Here is a 19,273-nt window from a genome sequence, read left to right as displayed (position 1 = left end):
TCACGCGCCTCGCGACGATCCGGAGCCCTTGGCCGACCGGGTCGATCCCGTGCTCTTCTTCGTCGCGGATGCGGTCGTCTTCTTCGCGGACGAGGTCTTGGCCGGCCGATCGAGTTCGCTGTCCTCCGCCGCGTCGACGGTGTCCTCCACCGCGCGCTTGAGGTCCTCGACCGCGCCCTTGCCGCTGGACAGGGCCGAGTCGACCTTCTGGCCCGGCGTCCCGTCGGCGTTGACCGCCTTGACGACCTTGACGGCGCCGTTCCACAGCGCCTGCGGGACGGCGGCGGCCTGGCTCTTCGCGAACTCGCGGACCTTGCCCACCTGTGCCTGCACGGGGTCGAGGTGCCAGACCTTCAGCCACTGCGTCTTGATCTGCTCGTAGCGTTCGCGACCGGCGCGCGTGCCCAGCACGTACCCCACTCCGAGTCCGACGACGAGTCCGATCTTCCCCTTCATAGGGTCTCCTCACGATGTGGTCGGCCTTGCGGACTACCAGCGTAACCCCGTATTCCGATTTCGGCATCTATCGTCCGTGACGAGCGCGCGGGAACAGGCGATCGCGCAGGATCAGGCGGTCATCGTGCCTCGGCGCCTGATCTCGCGCGTCCGCCTGATCCGGCGGGACGGTCTCGGCGTCAGCCCCAGAGGAGCGCGTGGCGAAGGCGCTCGGCCTCGGCCCGCGCGTGGGGCACGACCTGGGCGAGCCCCGTCCCGGAGAGCCAGGCGCCTGTGGCGGCGAGCCGGTGGCCCGCGGCGATCACCCGGGCAGCGGCGGCCCGCCGGTCGGCCGCGCCGATCGCCGCCGTCGGCTGGGACTGGGTGAACCGCGCGCGGAACGATCCGCGTAGCGCGCTCGCCGGCAGGGCGACGCCGAGCATCGCCGCGGCCTCGGCCATCGCCAGCCGGGCGGCGGCGTCGTCGTCCAGCCCCGACGTCGTCGGCTCCTCCCCCTGGGAGCCGAACGACACCCGCACCACGTGTCGGTCCCCTGCGGCGGTGCGCAGCCACGGCCACTTGGCCGTGGCGTGTGTGAGGGCCTTGGCGGTGTGGCTGCCGGGGACCGTGAGGACGCCGGATCCGCGCGGCGACGCGTCGAGAGCCGGAGCGTCCAGGACCAGGGTGATGATCTCGATGTGCGGGGCGTCGCCGGCGGGGATCGCATCGAGGGCCGAGACGTGCGGCGACAGCAGGCGACGCGTCGTCGCCTCGTCCGCGGCGAGGATCACGGCGTCGAACCGCTCCTTCGCCACAAGGGCGTCTCCCCCCTCCGTCGATGCGTCAATGTCCGCGTCCGCGGGGCGGGGTCGGGGATCGGGCGCCTCGAACCGCACGACCCAGGCGTCGGCGTCCCGCGCGAGCCCGACGACGGAGGAGCCGGTGCGGACCTCGGATCCGAGCCCGCCGAGCCGGGCGACGAGGGCGTCCACGAGCACGGCCATGCCGCCGTCGATCCCGCGCACGGCCGCGCCAGGAGCGCGCGCCGGCTCGGCTCCGCTCCGGGGCGCGGCGGTCTTCCGGGCCGCGTCCGCGCGCAGGCTCGCCACAGCCCCGGACAACGACCCGGCCCGGGTCAGCGCCGCGTTGAGTCCCGGGGCGGCCACCTCGGTGTCGATCGTGTCCGGATGGGCGGAATGCACGCCCGTCGTGACGGGGGCGACCAGGCAGTCGAGGACCCGCGCGCCCATGCGCGAGCGGACGAGATGCCCGAGGCTCCGGTCGTGGCCGATGGTCAGCGGAGGACGCAGCCGGTCGACGTACGCGCGCCACGCGCCGCGCCATCCGATGATCCGCCGCACGTCCTCGGCGAACGGGTTCTCCGGGATCCCGAGGATCCCGCCGCGCGGCAGCGGCGCCGCACCGACCCCCGGGATCCCCGCGAGCCAGGCGCCGCCGGGGGCCGGGTCCACGATGCGCTCCGCGAGACCGAGATCCTCCAGCAGCGCCTGCACGTGCCCGCCGCGCGTGGCGAAGCTCTCCGCCCCCGCGTCGAACGCGATCCCGTCCGCCTCTCCGCGGCGGACCACGCCTCCGGCGACCGGCGCCGCCTCGAACACGGTGGCGTGCATGCCGACGGCCGCGATCTCGGTGGCCGCGACGAGCCCGGCGACCCCGCCGCCGACGACGGCGACGCGCACGGCCGCCGCCCGCTCGGCGAGCTCCGGGACGTCACCGGGGAGCGCGGTCATGAGCGCTCCGCCTCCGCGGCGTTCTCGGCGTCCACGGTCCGCGCCAGCTCGACGATCCTGGTCAGCACCGCCGGGTCGGTCTCCGGCGGCACCCCGTGTCCGAGGTTGAGGATGTGTGCGCGGGCGCTGCGGCCTCGGCGCAGGACCTCGCGCACCTGCTCCTCGAGTACAGGCCACGGCGCGGTGAGGAGGGCGGGATCGATGTTGCCCTGCACGGTGACATCGGGGCCGAGGATCCCCGCGGCGGTGTCCAGGGGCATCCGCCAGTCGACGCCGACCGCGTCGGCCGCGGGTGCGCCGTCGGCGCCGATGAGGCGCATGTCGCCGAGGAAGGGCCCCGTGCCGACACCGAAGTGGATCACCGGCGCACCGATCCCGCGTACCGCGGCGGCGGAGTGCGGGGCGACGAAGGTGCGGTAGTCCTCGGGCGCGAGGGATCCCGCCCAGGAATCGAACAGCTGCACGGCCGCAGCGCCGGCGTCGCGCTGCGCCGAGAGGAACGTGCGCGAGAGCCGCGCGAGCCATCCGGCCAGCCGGTTCCAGGACTCCGGGTCCGCGTGCATCATCGCCCGCGCGCGCAGGTGCTCCTTCGACGGGCCGCCCTCGACCAGGTAGGCGGCCAGCGTGAAGGGGGCACCGGCGAATCCGATCAGCGGCGTCTCACCGAGCTCCGCCGTCACGATCCGGACCGCCTCCGCGATGGCGGGCGTGTCGAGCGCCTCGGGATCGATCGCGGTGAGGCGCGCGACGTCGTCGGCGGTGCGGACCGGGTCCGCGAAGACGGGCCCCCGGCCCGGCTCGATCTCGACCTCCACGCCGGCGAGACGGAGCGGCACGACGATGTCGCTGAAGAAGATGCCCGCGTCCACGCCGTGACGGCGCACGGGCTGGAGCGTGATCTCCGCGGCCAGCTCGGGCGTCAGGCACGCGTCGAGCATCCGCGTCCCGACCCGCAGCTCCCGGTACTCCGGCAGGGAACGCCCGGCCTGGCGCATGAACCAGACGGGGGTGCGGTCGGGTCGATCGCCCGCGAGGGCGCGCAGCAGCGGGGCATCCGGGAGGGCCATGCGTCCATCCTCGCACCCCGTTCTTATGCGACTCCTCGGTGTTCTGCTGCGACTGCTCGGTCCCGATCCGTGGGGCTTCCCGTCCCGTCCGATCCGTCCCGTCGGATCCGTCCCGTCCGATCCGTCCGTCCCGTCTCGATCCGCCCGGTCCGATCTGCACACATCGCTCCGATCCGCACGCGCTCTGCCCCGATCGCTGTGCAGATCGGGACCGGATGTGCAGATCGGGACCGTGGCGGGCGGAGACGAGAACGGCGGAGACCGGGGGCGGATAGCGGGCCCCGCGCCGGCGGGATGACGGCGTCCAGGCCGCGGAAAGGATCCGCGCCGTAGACTCGGAGGGTGCTCCTGTGCGTGACGGCGAGTCACAAGACCGCCTCCTTCGATCTGCTCGAACGCCTCAGCCGCACCCCCGAAGGCATCGCGACCGGCCTGACCGAGACGGCCGAGTGCGTCCAGGGGGCCGTGGTGCTGGCGACGTGCAACCGCTTCGAGGCGTACGTCGAGATGGACGAGCCCGTGACCGCGGCCGGTGCCATCGGCGTCGAGGCGGTGCTCGAGGCCGTCCAGGCCAGCACGGGCGTCACCCCCGCGGACCTCGAGGGCGCCTACGTCGTGCACAGCGGCCGGCGCGTCGCCGAGCACCTCTTCGCCGTCGCGTCCGGCCTCGAGTCCGTGGTCTCCGGCGAGGGCGAGATCGCCGGTCAGGTGCGCCGCGCGCTCACCACCGCGCGCGCCGAGGGCACCACCTCCCCCGAGCTCGAGCGTCTGTTCCAGCGGGCGAGCCAGGCGCAGCGCAAGGTCAAGAACGTCACGGCGCTCGGCCGCGCGGGGCGCTCGCTGGTCCGCCTCGCCCTGGAGCTGGCCGACAGCCGCATCGCCGACTGGTCCGCGGAGCGCGTGCTCCTCATCGGCACGGGCGCGTACGCCGCCGTCACCCTCGCCACCCTCCGCGAGCGCGGCGCCGTCGACATCGCCGTCCACTCGCCGTCCGGCCGCGCCGAGGCCTTCGCCGCGAAGCACGGGATCCGCGCCCTGCCCGCGACCGAGTACGCCCGCGCGGCGGCCTCGGCCTCCCTGATCATCACCTGCACCACGGCAGAGCACGCGGTGCTGGATGCCGAGGTGCTGCGCGCGGGTCGCGACCTGCCGGCGTCCTCCGCGGCGCCCGGCTGCCCGGTGCACGCCGTATCCTCGTCGACGCCGACCCAGTTGGTCATCGACCTCGGGATGCCGCGCAACGTCTCCCCCGACGTGGCGGGCATCGAGGGCGTCTCGCTGCTGGATCTGGAGACCATCCGCCTGCACGCCCCGCTGGAGGAGCTGCAGGCGACGGACGCCGCCCGTTCCATCGTCCGCGAGGCGGCCGAGACGTTCCACGTCGTCGGCGAGCGGCAGAGCGTCACGCCCGCGGTCGTGTCCCTCCGCTCGCACATCTTCGGCCTGCTCGAGGCGGAGATCGAGCGCGCGCGCCGCCGCGGGGATGAGGACGGCCGGGTGGAGCAGGCCATGCGCCACCTCGCCGGGGTGCTCCTGCACACCCCCACCTCGCGGGCACACGAGCTCGCCGCCGCCGGTCGAGGCGCGGAGTTCTCCGCGGCGCTGGAGACCCTCTTCGGCCTCACCCCCGACGAGGACGCCCGCTCCGCCGAGACCGCCTGATCCGAGCCCCGCGTCACGCCCCGACCTTTCCACGCGACGTCAGGCGAACGCGCCGGATCAGGCACCTGTGCGCCCGGAGCGCCTGATCCCGCGCGTGTGCCTGATCCCGCGCGATGGTGTTCCCTCCCGAAATCCCCTTCGCGCGGAGAACCGCCGCTCGCGCGGAAACCATCGTTCATGCGGAGAACCACCGGTCACGCGGATAGATGGTGCGGATACGTCCGCGCGAAGAGGAGAAGGCCGTCTGGGGCCGGACTGCGGCGGTCTCTTCGGCGACGGCAGTCATGGTCGCAACCGCGGGTGGTGCCCGATGACCAACTGCGGGAGCAGGGGGAAGAAGGCACGGCTCTCGGCGAGGGGGGATGCCACACTGGACGCATGGCCCTTCACATCACCGGAGACACCGCCGCCGACGACCTGCTCACGAACAACCCGCTCGCGCTGCTCGTGGGCATGCTCCTGGATCAGCAGGTGCCCATGGAGACCGCGTTCGCAGGGCCGTTGAAGATCGAGCAGCGCACCGGCGCGGCCGACGCCGCCGCGATCGCGGGCATGGATCCGGACGCCTTCCTGGAGGCTTTCCGGCAGACCCCGTCCGTGCACCGTTTCCCCGGATCCATGGCGACGCGCGTGCAGACCCTCTGCCAGACGATCGTCGACGACTGGGGCGGGGACGCCGCGGCGCTGTGGACCGAGGGCGACCCCGACGGCGCAGAGGTGCTGCGGCGGCTGAAGGCGCTCCCCGGCTTCGGCGAGCAGAAGGCGAAGATCTTCCTCGCGCTCCTCGGCAAGCAGTACGGCTTCACGGGGGCCGGCTGGCGCGAGGCCTCGGCGCCGTACGGCGAGGACGGGTCCTTCCGATCCGTCGCCGACATCGTCTCCCCCGAGTCCCTCGCCAAGGTCCGCGAGCACAAGAAGGCGATGAAGGCCGCCCGGAGCAATGCGACGAAGGAGCGTTGATGCGGGCGAGCTCAGGGGTGAGCGAGCGCAGCGAGCCGAAGCCCAGGACGAAGGCCGGGACGTGAAGCCGACCGGCGGCAGCGTCGAGGACTTCCTGGCCGGCGTCACACCTGCCCGGCGCAGGCGCGACGCCGAGACCCTGACCGCCCTGCTGCAGGAGGTCTCCGGCCGCGGGCCGCGTCTGTGGGGCACCATCGTGGGGTTCGGCAGCTGCCACTACCGCTACCCCACCGGCACCGAGGGCGACATGCCGCTGCTCGCGTTCGCGCCCCGCAAGGCCGCCTCGGCCGTGTACCTGGCGTCGACCGCCGCGCGTGCGGACGACCTCGCTCGTCTCGGCCCGCACACCACCGGCGTCGGGTGCCTCTACATCAAGGATCTCGAGCAGGTGGACCTGGACGTTCTGCGGGGCATCCTGTCCGCATCGCTGCGGTGGGCCGAGAACGGCGGCGACGAGCACACGGCGCTCACCGTCACCGGCTGAGCACGTTCACCAGTGCCGGTGCTCGCCCGCTCCGGAGTAGTCCGGCCAGGGCAGGTCGATCGGCGCCTCGAAGTCGGCGGGCAGCAGAGCCGGCATCGGGTCCGCCTCCGTGCGGCGACGGAACTCCGCCTTCGCCGCCTCCAGCGTCTCCGCCGACAGGAACAGGTCGAGGAACGTGCCGGCGATCGTCTTCCCCGCGGTCACGATCGTGGGCGCGATCGTCTCGGGGATGCCGCCCAGCGCGTTCATCACCCACGCCGGGTAGGGTCCCGCTCCGGCCACCGGCCGCAGGGCCGGCCTCGACACGTAGAACCGCACTAGGGGTGCGTAGTGCGACATCTCCACGTAGTCGTCGCTGGTCCAGTTCCGCTGCCAGGCCGGCATGTGCTCACGCAGGATCCGCTCGGCCTCCTGCGGAGCGATCAGCTGTTCGGTCTCCGCAAGGAAGGGATGATCGCTCGGCTCCTGCCCGAGCGCCCGCTGGATGTCCTGAGCGACGGCGACCGCCTCCGGCCCGTACACCGGCGCCCCGACGGCTTCGAGGTTGGCGTAGAGCGTCTGGGCCATCACGTGGTTCGTGCGGCCCGGGCGGCTACGCGCGATCCAGCGCTCCTCCAGCTCGCAGTGCGCCATCGTCGCGGCAGCGGCCGCGTTGCGGTCGAGCACGGCGAGGATGTGTTCGGCCATCTCGACATCCGGTGTGCGCCAGGAGAACTGCAGCCGCGCCACCCGGTGCGGCAGATTGTCGGCCGTCGCCTGCCCGTCGCTGAGGATCGCGTCGGAGAAGCTCCAGCCCCCGGTCGCGGGCAGCATGGAGTCGAGCATCGTCCGGGATGCGGTGTACATCTGGGTCAGCGCGACGTTCGCGCCCGGCGCCCTGGCCGCGGAGTGGGATGCCGGGATCGGCGAGTTCGGGTCGGCGCTGGAGAGCTGCCACGTCTCGGGGCGGTCGCAGACGAAGGTGTAGACCTTGCTGTAGTACGCGCCGCACTGGGTGTCCCAGCGTGCGGTGTTGCACAGCGGCAGCATGTAGAACGGGTGGAAGGACACGATCGCGTCCACGTCGTCGTAGTAGCCGCGCAGACCGTGCACGACCTTCGATCCGTGCATCTTCTCCGCCGGTTCCCCGGTGTACCTCAACGTGCCTCCGATGCCGTGCTGCGTCATGGCGTGCTTGGTCGCGAGCAGACCGGCCAGCGTCGAGATCCCCAGCACGGAGTGCGGGTCGGTGTGCCCCGGCGCGAAGCGGCTGAGGCCGTCCCGCGGGGTCTCCGTCGTGGTCGCCGCCTGACTGTTGCCGGGAACGGCGTCGTATTCGGCGTACGTGAGCAGCGTCGGGCCGTCGCCGTTGCGCCACGTCGCGCTGAAGGCTGTGGGCATCCCGGCGGAGCCGTCCTCGACCTCGAAGCCCTCGGCGCGCAGGAGCTCGACGTACCACGCCTGCGAGCGGTACTCGCGCCAGGCCGGCTCGGCGAGCTCCCAGATGTGGGTGTGCCATTCGGTGAGGCGGGGCAGATGCTCGTCGATCCAGGCGCGGGCGCACTGCTTCGCCTCGTCGATCAGGTGCGGCATGACGGTTTCCTCTCGGTCGGAGAGCCGTTCCGGTGACGCTTCGGTCGCGTCGGAGGGAGCTCCGGCGACGGGAAGCGCGACCCGGGCGGCCGGGCTGGGGATGGGACGGCTTCAGGGGCGGTTGACCGGCGAATCCGGGGCGCCGGTCTCGTGCAGCGTCACCGCGTTCTGCGCCTGGATGCGCACGTACTCGATCTCCGTGCGCTCCGAGAAGTAGGCGATGTGCGGCGTGAGCACGACGTCGTCGCGGCCGACCAGCGGATGCCCCGGCTGCGGAGGCTCGGAGGCGAGCACGTCCAGGGCGGCGCCGCCGAGGTGCCCGGCGTCGAGCGATGCGGCGAGCGCCTCCTCGTCGATGAGCGCACCGCGCGAGACGTTCACCAGCAGCGCCCCCTGCGGCATCCCGGCGAGGAACTCCGCGTCGACCATGTGCGCGGTCTCGGGCGTGAGCGGCAGGTGCAGGGACAGGACGTCGGAGGCCCCGCGCACTTCGTCGAGTCCGGTGCGCGTGACACCGAGGGCGTCGAGATCGGCGCGCACCTCCGGAGTGTCGGGCATCAGCGGGTCGTAGCCGAGCACGCGTCCGAACAGGGGACCCGCCTGGCGGACGAGCTCACGGCCGATCCTGCCGAGCCCGATGACGCCGAGGGTCCGCTCGCTGAGGCGCGGCGGCGCCCAGGACGCCCGTTCGTTCCAGTCCGCGGGGTTCGCACTGGCCAGGTAGAACCGCAGCTGCCGCAGGCTGTGCAGCATGATCGCGAGCGCGTGCGTGGCGACCTCCTCGGTCGCCGCGCCCGGCACGTTCGTGACCCAGACCCCGTGCTCGGTGGCGGCATCGAGGTCGACGTAATCGAAGCCCATCGACATCAGCGCGATGATCTCGAGGTTAGGCATCGCCTCGATCATCTCGCGGGTGACCGAGGCGTAGCCCGGCAGCAGGGCGACCGCGTCGCGCGCGCCGTCGATGATCCGCTGCGGGTCTCGGGTGCCGAGCACCCGCACCTCGAACCCGTGCGCCTCCAGCAGGGCGATGCCGGGTGCCGGATCGGTGTCCTCGACGTCGGTGTAGACGGCGAGCGGCCGTTCGTCGGTCATCTCGTTCTCCGTCCCCTCACTCGCCGCGTCCGCGCACGATCGCGCGCGCCATCGCGGTGAGGATCTCGTACGCCACGTGGCTGGCGGCGATGCCCGTGATCTGAGCGTGGTCGTAGGCCGGGGCCACCTCGACCACGTCGGCTCCGACGATGTTCAGATCGGCCAGGCCCCGGATGATGCGCAGCAGCTCCCTGCTGGTGAGCCCGCCCGCCTCGGGGGTGCCGGTGCCCGGCGCGTGCGCGGGGTCGAGCACGTCGATGTCCACCGACACATAGAGGGGCCGGTCTCCGATGCGCTGCCGCAGCCGCTCCATCGCCGCGGGCACGCCGTGCTCCTCCACGTACTCGCTCGTGATGATCGAGAAGCCCAGGCGCTCGTCGTCCTCGAGGTCGCCCTTGCCGTACAGCGGGCCGCGGGTGCCGACGTGCATCGACGCCGTGCGGTCGATGAAGCCGTCCTCCGACGCCCGGCGGAACGGCGTGCCGTGCGTGATCGGCTCGTCGAAGTAGGTGTCCCAGGTGTCCAGGTGCGCGTCGAAGTGCACCACGGCGACCGGACCGTGCTTGGCGCTGATCGCCTTGAGCAGCGGGTAGGCGATCGTGTGGTCGCCGCCGATCGTGAGGATCCGGTCGACGTGCTCGCCGAGCTCCGTCGCGGCCTCGGCGATCTGCTCGACCGCGGTGTGGATGTGGAACGGGTTGGCCGCGATGTCGCCGGCATCCGCCATCTGCACGGCCTCCCAGCCGGAGAAGTCCTGCGCGGGGTTGTACGGCCGCAGCAGGCGGCTGGACGCGCGCACGTGCTCCGGGCCGAACCGGGCACCGGGGCGGAAGCTGACGCCGCTGTCGAAGGGGATGCCGACGACGGCGATGTCGGTCTCGCCCACGTCCTCGATGCGGGGCAGGCGGGCGAAGGTGGACAGGCCCGCGTAGCGCGGGGTCTTCGAGGCGTCCGCGGGGCCGATCGGTGTGCTGCTCATGAAGGGCTCCTGTCTCAGAGGGCGAACGTCGACTGGTCGAGGTGGATGACCTGCAAGCCGCCGTCGGCCTGCGCCTGCCGCACGGCATCGGCGAGCTCTGCGGCGGAGGCGACGTGACGCCCGGTGCCGCCGAATGCGGTGCCGAGCGCGACCCAGTCGGGCTGCACGAGGTCGACACCGATCGGGGAGATCCCGGCATCCGCCTCGTTCTGCCGGATCTCGGCGTAGCCGCCGTTGTCGACGACGATCACGGTGACGTCCAGGCGCTGCTCGACGACGGTGATCATCTCCTGCAGCGAGAACATCAGGGCGCCGTCGCCGGTCACCGCGAACGTGGGGCGGCCGGGGTCCGCGAGCCGGGACCCGAGCGCCGCAGGCAGGGCGTAACCGAGGGTGGCGTACGTCGCCATGTACGGCATCGAGTTCGGCCTGGGCACGCGCAGCACGTTCATCAGGCCCCAGTACGCGATCTGCGACGAATCGGTGGTGACGATCGCGTCCGCGGGCAGGGCGGCGGCGATCGCCTCGCCGAGCGCCGCGTTCACGGGAGACAGCTCGTGCACCTCGGCGCGCACGGCCTCGAGGGTCTCGGGGACGCGACCGCCTGTGCGCGGAGCTCCGTCGCCGAGTTCGGTCAGCAGCGCGGAGAGGGATGCCGCGGCATCGCCCACGATGCCCACATCGGCCTTCTGGTTCTTGTCGATCTGCGAGGCGAGCAGGTCGATGCGGATGACCGTGCCGCGGGCGTCGAGCTTGTCGACCCACAGCTCCGCCTCGCCGAGCTTGGACCCGACCACGAGCAGCACGTCGGCGTCGCGGGCGCGGTCGCGGGCTGCGGCCAGGCGCAGGTTGGCACCGAGCGAGAGCGGGTGGTGCTCGTCGAGCACACCCTTCGCGTTCGCGGTGGTCACGACCGGGGCGCCCAGGCGCTCGGCCACCGCCCGCAGGGCCGCGCCGGCGCGGCGCGATCCGCCGCCGGCGAGGATGACGGGGTCGGTGGCGGCGTTCAGCAGCCGGGCCGCCTCGGTGACGGCGTCGTCGGATGGCGCGGGCGGGGGCGGGAACGCCCGGGCGGCGATGTCGTCGGGAGTGATCCCCTCGGCCTCCTCCTCGAGCAGGTCGAGCGGGACCTCGATGTACACCGGGCGCGGCCGCCCGGTGGCGAACAGCGCGAAGGCGTCGTGCACCGTCGCCACGGCCTCGGCGGCGCTGGACACGCGGCGCCCCCACTCCACGACGGCGGAGGCCGCGGCCAGCTGGTCCTTGGTCTCGTGCAGCGTGCCGACGTCGGCGAACTCGCTGCCGCGGGCGGGGCCGGGCGACAGGATGATCATCGGCCGCGACTCGCAGTACGCGGTGCCCGCCGCCGAGAGGGCGTTCAGCAGGCCGGGGCCGCTCGTGGTGACGACGACCCCCGGCATCCCGGTCTGCAGCGACCAGCCGTCCGCGCCGTAGCCGGCGCCCTGCTCGTGCCGGGTCGTCACCGGGCGGATGCCGAGGGCCGGCAGCGGCCGGTAGAACTCCAGGTTGTGGGTGCCGGGGATGCCGAACACGGTATCGATGCCGTAGCCCCGCAGGACCTCCATGACCACCCAGCCGGTGGTGCGCTTCACGACGGTCTCCATGCCGCTCATCCTTCCTGGGCCTGATGCTTCACGATGCCGTCGACCCAGGTCTCGAGCACCGGGATGGCGGCGATCTCCTCCCCGTCGGTCTCGAGCGGATCGCCGCCGAGCACGACAAAGTCGGCGCGCTTGCCCGGCGTCAGCGACCCCAGCTCGTCGTCGCGGCCGAGCGAGGCGGCGCCCTCGAGCGTGTGCCCGCGCAGGGCTTGCTCGGCGCTGATCCGCAGGGAATCCGGCCCCAGCTTGTGGCCGCGACGGGTGACGCGGGTCACCGCTGCCTGGATGGCCTCGAGCGGACGGGGCTCGGCGACCGGGGCATCCGAGGAGATCGTGACGGGCACGCCCGCCGCGAGGAACTCGCCCAGCGGGTTGAACCGCTCACCGGGGGTGCCGATGGCCTGCTCCACGCCCTCGCCCCAGTTGTAGTAGTGCTGGGTCTGGTTCACCGGGCGGATGCCGAGTCGCGCCATGCGCGGGATGTCGGCGGGGTCCGGCAGGCCGCAGTGCTCGATGCGGTGCCGCGCGTCGGTGTCGGGGCGAGCCGCGAGCGCCTGCTCCAGCGCGTCCACGACCATCCTGATCGCGGTGGGCGACTGCGCGTGCGTGGCGGTCTGCAGACCGGCGAGGTGCGCCTTCTTCACCAAGCCGGAGTACTCCTCCGGCTGGTGGTACAGCTGCCCGGTGCGGCACGGATCGCCGACGTATCCCTCGGGGAAGTAGGCGGTCCAGCCGCCCAGCGTGCCGTCGGCGTAGAGCTTGATGCCCGCCGCGGAGAGGAAGGCGTTGCCGAACGGACCGGTGAGGCCCAGATCGATCACCTGATCGAGCAGATGCGAGAGGAAGTACATCGAGACCCGCAGGTGCAGGGCGCCGCGATCGGCGAGCGCCAGGTAGGCGGCGAACTCGCGCTGCGAGACCTGGGCGTCGCCGATCGTCGTGACGCCGCCGGCGAGGAACTCCCGCTGCACGGCGTCGAGCTGGCGCTGGTGTTCGGCGGGCTCATCACCGAGATGGAAGTTCGGGCCGTGGTGCCCGACCTTCACGCCGTGCAGCCCGGTGAGCACGTTGCACGCGGCGTCCGACAGCTCGCCGGTCAGCTCGCCGTCCGCGTCGCGGAAGAACTCGCCGCCCTCGGGGTTGGGGGTGTCCCGGGTGATGCCGTACTTCTCCAGCGTGAAGCTGTTCACCACGCCGCCGTGGCCGGAGGCGTTCATGATGTACACCTCGCGGTCGGTGGCGACCTGGTCGAGCTCGTGCCGGGTGGGGTGCCGGCGCTCGGCGAGGTTGCGCTGCTCGTAGCCGTAGCCGCGCAGCGGCGCCCCCTCCGGCAGCGTCGCGGCCCGCGCGGTCATGAGCGCGACGATCTCGGGGATGGAGCCGGCCTTGTCCGGGCCGATGTCGACCCAGGTGAGCATCTGCCCGTACATCAGGGGGTGCGCGTGCGCGTCGACGAACCCGGGAACGATCGTCGCCCCCGGCCGGTCGACGCGCACGGGCTGCAGACCGGCCGCCTCGGCAGCCGACTCGACCTCGGCGATCGTCCCCACGGCGAGGATCCGGCCGCCGGCCGTGAGCATCGCCTCGGCCTGCGGGCGCTGCTCGTCGACGGTGCGGATGGTCTTCGCGGTGATGATCGTCGCCGCCGCGTCACGGGCGTCGTAGGTGGCCAGTCTGCGCATGTCAGCCCTTCTCGATGTTCCGGATGGCGGTGGTGTCGGTGCGGGCGCGCAGCGACTGGGTCACCGGCGCCGTGTCGGAGTGCTGCGGCGCGAAGAAGGTGCCGAAGAGGGCGACCAGGCAGAGCACACCGAAGAATCCGACCACCGACCAGAAGTTGCCTGTCGCCGCCAGCAGGGCGGTCGCGATCGCCGGCGACAGCCCTCCCCACACCGCGGCGCCGATGCCGTAGGACAGCGACATCGACGTGTACCGCGCCTGCGGGCGGAACATCTGCGCCATCACCGTCGAGAGCGACGCCCACGCCCCGCTGAGGGTCAGGCGAAGCACCGACACCAGGATGAAGATCAGGGCGATCTGGTGGTTCTGGATCACCAGGACCAGCGGGATGAACACGACGAACGACAGGATGACGCCGAGGTAGATGATCGACTTGCCGCCCCATTTGTCGCCCAGCCAGGCGAGCGGCAGGGTGACGATCGTCTCGACCAGCGAGGCGATGGTCATCGCCCCCAGGATGACGGAGGCGCTGATGCCCACCTCGGGGCTCGTCGCAAAGTTCTGCACGAAGGTCGTGGCGATCACGTATCCGCCCGACGACATGGCGATGATGCAGAAGCCCAGCAGCATCGGCCACCAGTTGTTCTTGACGGCGAACAGCAGCGGCGTGGACTGCTTGTGCCCTTCGATCTTCTCCTCGAAGACCGGCGTCTCCTCGACGCGGTAGCGCACCCAGAGCCCGACGCCGATCAGCACGATGCTGAACAGGAACGGCACCCGCCATCCCCACTCCACGAGGGCGTCGTCGCCCATCGCGGCGAGGATCCAGAACGCGCCGGAGGCCATCAGGGCGCCGAGCGGGTTGCCGAGCTGCGTGAATCCGCCGTAGAACACCTTGAACTTCGGCGGCGCGCTCTCCACCGACATCAGGCTCGCGCCGCCCCACTCGCCGCCGACGGCGAGGCCCTGTGCCATGCGCAGGACGATCAGCAGGATCGGGGCGGTGATGCCGATGCTCGCGTAGCCCGGCAGGCAGCCGACGAGCACGGTCGCGACGCCCATCACCAACAGGGTGATGGTGAGGGCGGGCTTGCGCCCGAGCTTGTCGCCGATGTGGCCGAAGATGATGCCGCCGAGCGGGCGCATGAAGAACGCGACGGCGTAGGTGCCGAACGAGGCGAGCGTGCCCAGAGCCCGGTCGACCTCGGGGAAGAACACCTGGGGGAAGACGATCGCCGCGGCGGTCGCATACACGTAGAAGTCGTACCACTCGATGGAGGTGCCCGCCATCGCGGCGAAGCCGGCGCGGAGGGCCCGGCGGTGCGAATGCACCGGCGGGTGGGCGGTAGAGGTGGACATACAGGGCTCCCTTGCTCTGTCGGGTGAGGCGGTCGAATGTCCTTCGAGCTGAGCCGACTATAGGCGCGTGCGGAGACAGATGCTCGCTGGAACGAGGCGGCTGACCGCTGTTCTGCCCATCACTCGGGGCGGACGAACGCTGTTCGCGGATAGAATCCTGTTGATCACCGCCGATCTGCGACGAGCCCGTGGCAGATCCGGCTTCTTCAGCCATCTCGTGCGAGCGGCACATCCGGGGGTTCCCATGAGCGCAGCAGGCGTCCCGTCGCGCAGACCGGATCGCGACACGGACGATCTCGACGGGAGGCTCATCCACGCTCTGCAGGAGAACGGCCGCGCCAGCATCCAGGAGCTCGCGCACCTGCTCGACCGCCCGCGCGACGTCGTCTCGCAGCGCCTGCGCCTGCTGACCGAGCGCGGCGGGCTGCGCGTGGTCGCCGCCCTCGATCCCGGCTTCGCGGGCCACCACGTGCTCGTCCACGCGATGGTGAGCATCACCGGTCCGGCCCGACCCGTCGCCGAGGAGATCGCCCGTCTCGACGACGCGGTGTTCGTGTCGATGGTGAGCGGGGCGTATCCGCTCGTGTTCGAATCCCGCCACGGCGACGACGGGCGACTGCACGAGATGCTCGACCGGGTGCGGCGCATCCGGTCGGTGCACCGGGTCAGGGTCACCACCTACGCCGAAGTGCTCAAGGGGTTCTTCGTGGCGGACTCGCGCACCGAGATCGTCCTCGACGAGCTCGACCACCGCCTGGTCGCCGAGCTGCAGCACGACGGTCGGGTGAGCTACCGGGCGCTCGCCGACGCGGTCCACCTCTCGCCGTCGTCGGTCCGCTCCCGGGTGAAGCGCCTCATCGACGCCGGTGTGATCCGCATCGCCGCGATCCCCTCGGGAGGGCTCTCTCGCAATCGTGTGGCGGTGGGGGTGGGCATCACGGTGAACGGCGACGCCGACCCGGTACGGCAGTACATCCTCGGATCGCGGACGATCGACTTCGCCGCGCGATCGCACGGCAGCTACGACTTCATCGCCACGATCGGCGGCTCGTCGACGGCGGGGGTGCTCGGGGTGCTGGAGGAGATCCGCACGCTCCCGCAGGTCGGGGGCCTGGAGACGTGGACGCACCTCGACGTCGTCAAGGAGGACTACGCGCGGTCGCTGGGCCGCGTCGTGTCGGCCTGATCCCCGCGTCCGGCCGCCGCCTCCTCGGACGACGCCCTCGCTTCGCCGATCGCCGCGTCGAGGGCGATGAACTCGGTCAGGGACAGTCGGCTCCCGCCGTTCCAGGCCCGTTCGGCCATCGCCCGCAGCGGCGAACGGATCCCCGCGGTCACCTCGTCGACGGTCTGCGCGTCCGGACGATCCGACCAGATCGCGAACGAGACGCCGCGCAGGAGGGGCGGATAGGGCGCGGCGAGCTCCTGGCGCCGCTCCTCGCCGACGGCCGCGGGCAGATCGGGGAACAGGCCCGGGTGCCAGTCGGCCTCCCAGATCCGCGCCGCGGTGGGGTATCGGTACCCCGCGTTCTCGCCCAGCACGTAATAGAACAGCGCGTCGTTGACGTTCACGATCCCGTGGCCGGCGGCGACCGCATCGGCGAGCGGGCGCATCCCGGCGTTCCAGTTCGTCCACCAGGTCAGCACGACGGACGGATCCAGCGACACCACGGCGCCGCGCAGCATGCCGTCGTTCCAGGCACGGGGCTCGAGCCCCCGCGACCGCAGGTGCGCGGCGATGTGGTTCACGAAGGCGGTCAGCAGGTCGAATCCGGTGGCGTCCGGCCCGAACCGCTCCCGCGCGGCCGCGGCGAGGCCGGGATGGTCGTCGATGCGGGCGAAGTCGACGAACTCGTCCCCGCCGAGGTTCCACCGCCGGGCGTCGGGGAACACCGGCAGCATGTCGTCGATCAGGCGTCGCGCGAAGTCCCAGGTCTCGGGACGGGCGATGTCGAGCGCGTGGTCCGTGCCCGTGATCGCGGGAGGGGGCACGTCCGGGCCGTACCCGTCGATCCCCGGCGGCAGGCGCAGCTCCGGATGGGCGGAGAGGACCTGGCGGAGATGGCCGGGCATGTCCAGCGAGGGGACGATCTCCACGTGCAGGTCCGCCGCGACCGCGAGGATCCGTGCTGCTTCGGCCCGGGTGACGTGCTCCGCCGACACGATCTCGGGGAACGCCGCGGACTCCAGCCGGAACCCCTCGTTCTCGGAGAAATGCCACTGCAGGACGTTGATGCCGACGTCCGCCGCGTCGTGGAGCAGCGCGAGGACGCCCTCCACCCCGAAGTGCTTGCGCCCCGCGTCGAGGTGGAGACCGCGTTCCGCCACCGCCGGGGTGCCGTGCGCGCGCCCCCGCGGCACCCCGCCCCGGGCTCGCAGGTTGTGCAGGAGCTGACGGGTGCCGCGGAACACGCCGCTCGGTGAGGCGCCCCGGACCACGACGTCGTCGCCGACCTCGACGAGGTACGCCTCCGCTCCCCGCTCCGCGCCCGCGGCGAGCGCCGGATCGATCCGCAGCCGCACGAGCGATGCGGATCCTTCGAGCATCCCCTGCGCGCGCAGGTCGGCGCGGAGGCGCTCGGCCTCGCGTCCCAGACGCGGATCGTCGGCGACGACCCTGACGCCGCTCGGCCGCCATGTCCCGCCGCTCGGCGTGAACGCGGCCGGCTGGGGCAGCGCGTGCCAGAGCGGCGCGGTCATCCCTTGACGCTCCCCTCCTCGACGCCCTTGAAGAACTGCTTCTGCAGGACGGCGAAGAGCAGGATGATCGGCACCAGCGCGATCATGGTGCCCGCCGCGATCACGCGCGGGTTGGCGGAGAAGTTCGAGCTGAGGTACTGCATGCCGACCGTCAGCGTGTAGTTCGCCGGGTCCGAGAGCACGACGAGGGGCCAGAGGAAGTCGTCCCACGCGCCGATGAACGCGAACAGCGCGACGACGGAGACCATGCCGCGGATGTTCGGCCACACGATGTGGCGCAGGCGCTGCATGGTGTTGGCGCCGTCGATCGTCGCGGCGTCGAGCGTGTCGGCCGGGATCATCCGGCAGGCCGCCGTCATCAGCAGGACGTTGATCGCAGCGATGGCACCGGGGAGGAAGACGCCCCACAGCGTGTTCGCGAGACCCAGCGACTTCACGGTCAGGTACTGGCTCGTCAAGGTCACCTCGCCCGGGAGCAGCAGCGTGGAGAAGAAGATCGCCATGACGATCCCCTTGCCGCGGAACTTCAGGCATCCGAGGGCGTAGCCGCCGAGCGTCGCGAACACGATGTTGGTCAGCACGGTCCCGACGCCCACGAGCAGCGAGTGCCATGCATAGTCGAGCACCGGGATCGTGCGGAACACCTCGGCGAAGTTGTCGAGTGTGGGCTCGCTCGGGATCAGCTGGGGCGGGAAGTCGTAGATGTTCTCGGCCGGCCCCTTGAACGAGGTCGACAGCTGCCAGAGGAACGGGAAGACCATGATCCCGAGGATCACGACGAGCAGCGCATACTTGCCGATGAGCCCCGCGAGCGAGGGCTTCATGATGTCCGCGGATCCCCGCACGCGGTACGGGCGGTCGCGGCGCGGCTTCTCCGCGGCGGCGGAGCGCGGGCGGGTCTCGACGGCGGTCATGCCGACACCTCCTCGGGGGTGCGCGCGGCGGCACGGCGGTCGGCGCGGTCGGCGCGCTGCATGGCCCGCTGGTCCCGTCGGGTGCGCCGGTTCTGCAGGGCCTCACGGATCATGTCGCCGTTGTTCGCGATGCCCACCACCGCCAGGGGCACGAGCGTGAGCAGGAACAGGACGAGGGAGATCGCGGAGGCGTAGCCGATCTGCCCGTTCAGCCCCTTGCCCATCGACTGGATGAGCATGACGAGGCTCATGGCGCGGCCGCCGGGCCCGCCGGAGCCGTTGGAGAGGATGTAGAGCTCGGTGAACACCCGCATCGCACCGACGCAGATGAGCACGGACACGAGCATCATCGGCCCGCGGACGCCGGGGACGGTGACGGACCAGAAGCGCCGCCAGACGCCGGCGCCGTCCATCGCGGCCGCCTCGTGCAGCTCGCGGCCGACGTTCCCGAGTGCGGCCAGGTAGACGACCATGTAGTAGCCGAGTCCCTTCCACACGGTCAGGCCGATCGCGCAGCCGATCAGCAGCCACCGATCGGAGAGGAACTCGATCGGCCGGTCGATGAGGCCGAAGAACTTCAGCGCCTCGTTGATCGTGCCGTTGCCGGAGAAGAGGAACTCCCACACGATCGCGACGACGACGGCCGACGCGATCACCGGGAAGTAGAAGGTCGTGCGGAAGAACCCGATCGCGGGGATCTTGCTGTGCACGAGCAGCGCCAGCAGCAGCGGCAGGAACGTGAGCAGCGGCACGCAGACGACGACGTAGACGAGCGACGTCGTCAGCGCGTAACCGAAGCGGTCGTCGGTGAAGAGCTTCGCGAAGTTCTCGAGGCCGACGAACTCGGCCGGGCGGAGGGGGCGGGCGTCCGTGAAGGCGAGACCGATGGTGTTCAGGAACGGCCACAGGGCGAACACGAACACCCAGATCACACCGGGCAGCACCAGCAGGTACGGCGTGTACCAGCGCTGTCTTCTCATGAGCGTCCCCGCC

16 protein-coding genes are annotated in these 19,273 nt (G+C 71.8%); 4 read left to right on the top strand and 12 right to left on the bottom strand.

Annotation, left to right across the window (positions count from 1 at the left end; genetic code table 11):
- The 3 genes from K8F61_RS15210 to hemE all read right to left on the bottom strand — a co-directional run bounded on the left by K8F61_RS15210 (nt 1) and on the right by hemE (nt 3,253).
- On the bottom strand, nt 1-456 hold the full coding sequence (locus K8F61_RS15210) for a hypothetical protein (protein ID WP_231819720.1): 456 nt from the start codon (nt 454-456) through the stop codon (nt 1-3).
- Nucleotides 457-635: 179 nt separating this feature from the next.
- Nucleotides 636-2,186, bottom strand: coding sequence for a protoporphyrinogen/coproporphyrinogen oxidase (locus tag K8F61_RS15205; RefSeq protein ID WP_231819719.1), 1,551 nt, complete (start codon nt 2,184-2,186; stop codon nt 636-638).
- A complete protein-coding gene (gene hemE / locus K8F61_RS15200) occupies nt 2,183-3,253 on the bottom strand; it encodes a uroporphyrinogen decarboxylase (RefSeq protein ID WP_231819718.1) in 1,071 nt (356 codons plus the stop codon). The genes K8F61_RS15205 and hemE overlap by 4 nt, the downstream gene beginning before the upstream one ends.
- A gap of 342 nt (nt 3,254-3,595) precedes the next feature.
- Here hemE and K8F61_RS15195 point away from each other — a divergent pair, with 342 nt between their 5' ends.
- From K8F61_RS15195 to K8F61_RS15185, 3 genes are all read left to right on the top strand, one after another.
- On the top strand, nt 3,596-4,915 hold the full coding sequence (locus tag K8F61_RS15195) for a glutamyl-tRNA reductase (protein ID WP_067244002.1): 1,320 nt from the start codon (nt 3,596-3,598) through the stop codon (nt 4,913-4,915).
- A 378-nt stretch (nt 4,916-5,293) separates the two neighbouring features.
- Nucleotides 5,294-5,875, top strand: a complete 582-nt coding sequence (locus tag K8F61_RS15190) for an HhH-GPD-type base excision DNA repair protein (RefSeq protein WP_067244000.1) — start codon at nt 5,294-5,296, stop codon at nt 5,873-5,875.
- A 61-nt stretch (nt 5,876-5,936) separates the two neighbouring features.
- Entirely contained in the window at nt 5,937-6,359 is a 423-nt protein-coding gene (locus tag K8F61_RS15185) for a DUF1801 domain-containing protein (RefSeq protein WP_231819717.1), read from the top strand.
- A gap of 6 nt (nt 6,360-6,365) precedes the next feature.
- Here the strand turns inward: K8F61_RS15185 and K8F61_RS15180 are convergent, their stop codons facing one another.
- From K8F61_RS15180 to K8F61_RS15155, 6 genes are all read right to left on the bottom strand, one after another.
- Nucleotides 6,366-7,931: a zinc-binding metallopeptidase family protein gene (locus K8F61_RS15180; protein WP_231819716.1), complete on the bottom strand. Its 1,566-nt coding sequence runs from the start codon at nt 7,929-7,931 to the stop codon at nt 6,366-6,368.
- A 111-nt stretch (nt 7,932-8,042) separates the two neighbouring features.
- Nucleotides 8,043-9,026: a C-terminal binding protein gene (locus K8F61_RS15175; protein WP_067243992.1), complete on the bottom strand. Its 984-nt coding sequence runs from the start codon at nt 9,024-9,026 to the stop codon at nt 8,043-8,045.
- Nucleotides 9,027-9,042: 16 nt separating this feature from the next.
- Nucleotides 9,043-10,005: an agmatinase gene (gene speB / locus K8F61_RS15170; protein WP_231819715.1), complete on the bottom strand. Its 963-nt coding sequence runs from the start codon at nt 10,003-10,005 to the stop codon at nt 9,043-9,045.
- 14 nt (nt 10,006-10,019) lie between these two features.
- Nucleotides 10,020-11,630 (bottom strand): thiamine pyrophosphate-binding protein, encoded by a 1,611-nt coding sequence (locus K8F61_RS15165; RefSeq protein WP_418888051.1) that lies wholly within the window; start codon nt 11,628-11,630, stop codon nt 10,020-10,022.
- Between the two features lie 5 nt (nt 11,631-11,635).
- Nucleotides 11,636-13,309, bottom strand: a complete 1,674-nt coding sequence (locus tag K8F61_RS15160) for an amidohydrolase (RefSeq protein ID WP_231819713.1) — start codon at nt 13,307-13,309, stop codon at nt 11,636-11,638.
- A gap of 1 nt (nt 13,310) precedes the next feature.
- On the bottom strand, nt 13,311-14,666 hold the full coding sequence (locus K8F61_RS15155) for an MFS transporter (RefSeq protein WP_231819712.1): 1,356 nt from the start codon (nt 14,664-14,666) through the stop codon (nt 13,311-13,313).
- A 244-nt stretch (nt 14,667-14,910) separates the two neighbouring features.
- On the opposite strand from K8F61_RS15155, the gene K8F61_RS15150 reads away from it, so the two are divergent.
- Nucleotides 14,911-15,852: an Lrp/AsnC family transcriptional regulator gene (locus tag K8F61_RS15150; protein ID WP_219085391.1), complete on the top strand. Its 942-nt coding sequence runs from the start codon at nt 14,911-14,913 to the stop codon at nt 15,850-15,852.
- Here the strand turns inward: K8F61_RS15150 and K8F61_RS15145 are convergent.
- The 3 genes from K8F61_RS15145 to K8F61_RS15135 are packed head-to-tail and all read right to left on the bottom strand — an operon-like array spanning nt 15,816 to nt 19,260.
- Nucleotides 15,816-17,366: a family 20 glycosylhydrolase gene (locus K8F61_RS15145; protein WP_231819711.1), complete on the bottom strand. Its 1,551-nt coding sequence runs from the start codon at nt 17,364-17,366 to the stop codon at nt 15,816-15,818. The two genes, K8F61_RS15150 and K8F61_RS15145, sit on opposite strands and share 37 nt — an antisense overlap.
- Nucleotides 17,363-18,280, bottom strand: a complete 918-nt coding sequence (locus K8F61_RS15140) for a carbohydrate ABC transporter permease (protein WP_219085389.1) — start codon at nt 18,278-18,280, stop codon at nt 17,363-17,365. The genes K8F61_RS15145 and K8F61_RS15140 overlap by 4 nt, the downstream gene beginning before the upstream one ends.
- Nucleotides 18,277-19,260 (bottom strand): carbohydrate ABC transporter permease, encoded by a 984-nt coding sequence (locus K8F61_RS15135; RefSeq protein ID WP_067243975.1) that lies wholly within the window; start codon nt 19,258-19,260, stop codon nt 18,277-18,279. Before K8F61_RS15135 ends, K8F61_RS15140 begins: the two co-directional genes overlap by 4 nt.
- Nucleotides 19,261-19,273: the final 13 nt, after the last annotated feature.

Origin of the sequence: Microbacterium resistens (assembly GCF_021172025.1) — a bacterium.
Classification (GTDB): domain Bacteria; phylum Actinomycetota; class Actinomycetes; order Actinomycetales; family Microbacteriaceae; genus Microbacterium; species Microbacterium resistens.
This window is presented reverse-complemented; position numbering and strand designations above follow the sequence as displayed.

What these genes read in the sequence shown, in the direction of transcription:
- K8F61_RS15160 (WP_231819713.1), bottom strand. Translation starts at nt 13,309, where the DNA reads ATGCGCAGACTGGCCACCTACGACGCCCGTGACGCGGCGGCGACGATC.
- K8F61_RS15190 (WP_067244000.1), top strand. Translation starts at nt 5,294, where the DNA reads ATGGCCCTTCACATCACCGGAGACACCGCCGCCGACGACCTGCTCACG.
- K8F61_RS15165 (WP_418888051.1), bottom strand. Translation starts at nt 11,630, where the DNA reads ATGGAGACCGTCGTGAAGCGCACCACCGGCTGGGTGGTCATGGAGGTC.
- K8F61_RS15155 (WP_231819712.1), bottom strand. Translation starts at nt 14,666, where the DNA reads ATGTCCACCTCTACCGCCCACCCGCCGGTGCATTCGCACCGCCGGGCC.
- K8F61_RS15180 (WP_231819716.1), bottom strand. Translation starts at nt 7,931, where the DNA reads ATGCCGCACCTGATCGACGAGGCGAAGCAGTGCGCCCGCGCCTGGATC.
- K8F61_RS15140 (WP_219085389.1), bottom strand. Translation starts at nt 18,280, where the DNA reads ATGACCGCCGTCGAGACCCGCCCGCGCTCCGCCGCCGCGGAGAAGCCG.
- K8F61_RS15175 (WP_067243992.1), bottom strand. Translation starts at nt 9,026, where the DNA reads ATGACCGACGAACGGCCGCTCGCCGTCTACACCGACGTCGAGGACACC.
- K8F61_RS15150 (WP_219085391.1), top strand. Translation starts at nt 14,911, where the DNA reads ATGAGCGCAGCAGGCGTCCCGTCGCGCAGACCGGATCGCGACACGGAC.
- K8F61_RS15210 (WP_231819720.1), bottom strand. Translation starts at nt 456, where the DNA reads ATGAAGGGGAAGATCGGACTCGTCGTCGGACTCGGAGTGGGGTACGTG.
- K8F61_RS15135 (WP_067243975.1), bottom strand. Translation starts at nt 19,260, where the DNA reads ATGAGAAGACAGCGCTGGTACACGCCGTACCTGCTGGTGCTGCCCGGT.
- hemE (WP_231819718.1), bottom strand. Translation starts at nt 3,253, where the DNA reads ATGGCCCTCCCGGATGCCCCGCTGCTGCGCGCCCTCGCGGGCGATCGA.
- K8F61_RS15145 (WP_231819711.1), bottom strand. Translation starts at nt 17,366, where the DNA reads ATGACCGCGCCGCTCTGGCACGCGCTGCCCCAGCCGGCCGCGTTCACG.
- speB (WP_231819715.1), bottom strand. Translation starts at nt 10,005, where the DNA reads ATGAGCAGCACACCGATCGGCCCCGCGGACGCCTCGAAGACCCCGCGC.
- K8F61_RS15205 (WP_231819719.1), bottom strand. Translation starts at nt 2,186, where the DNA reads ATGACCGCGCTCCCCGGTGACGTCCCGGAGCTCGCCGAGCGGGCGGCG.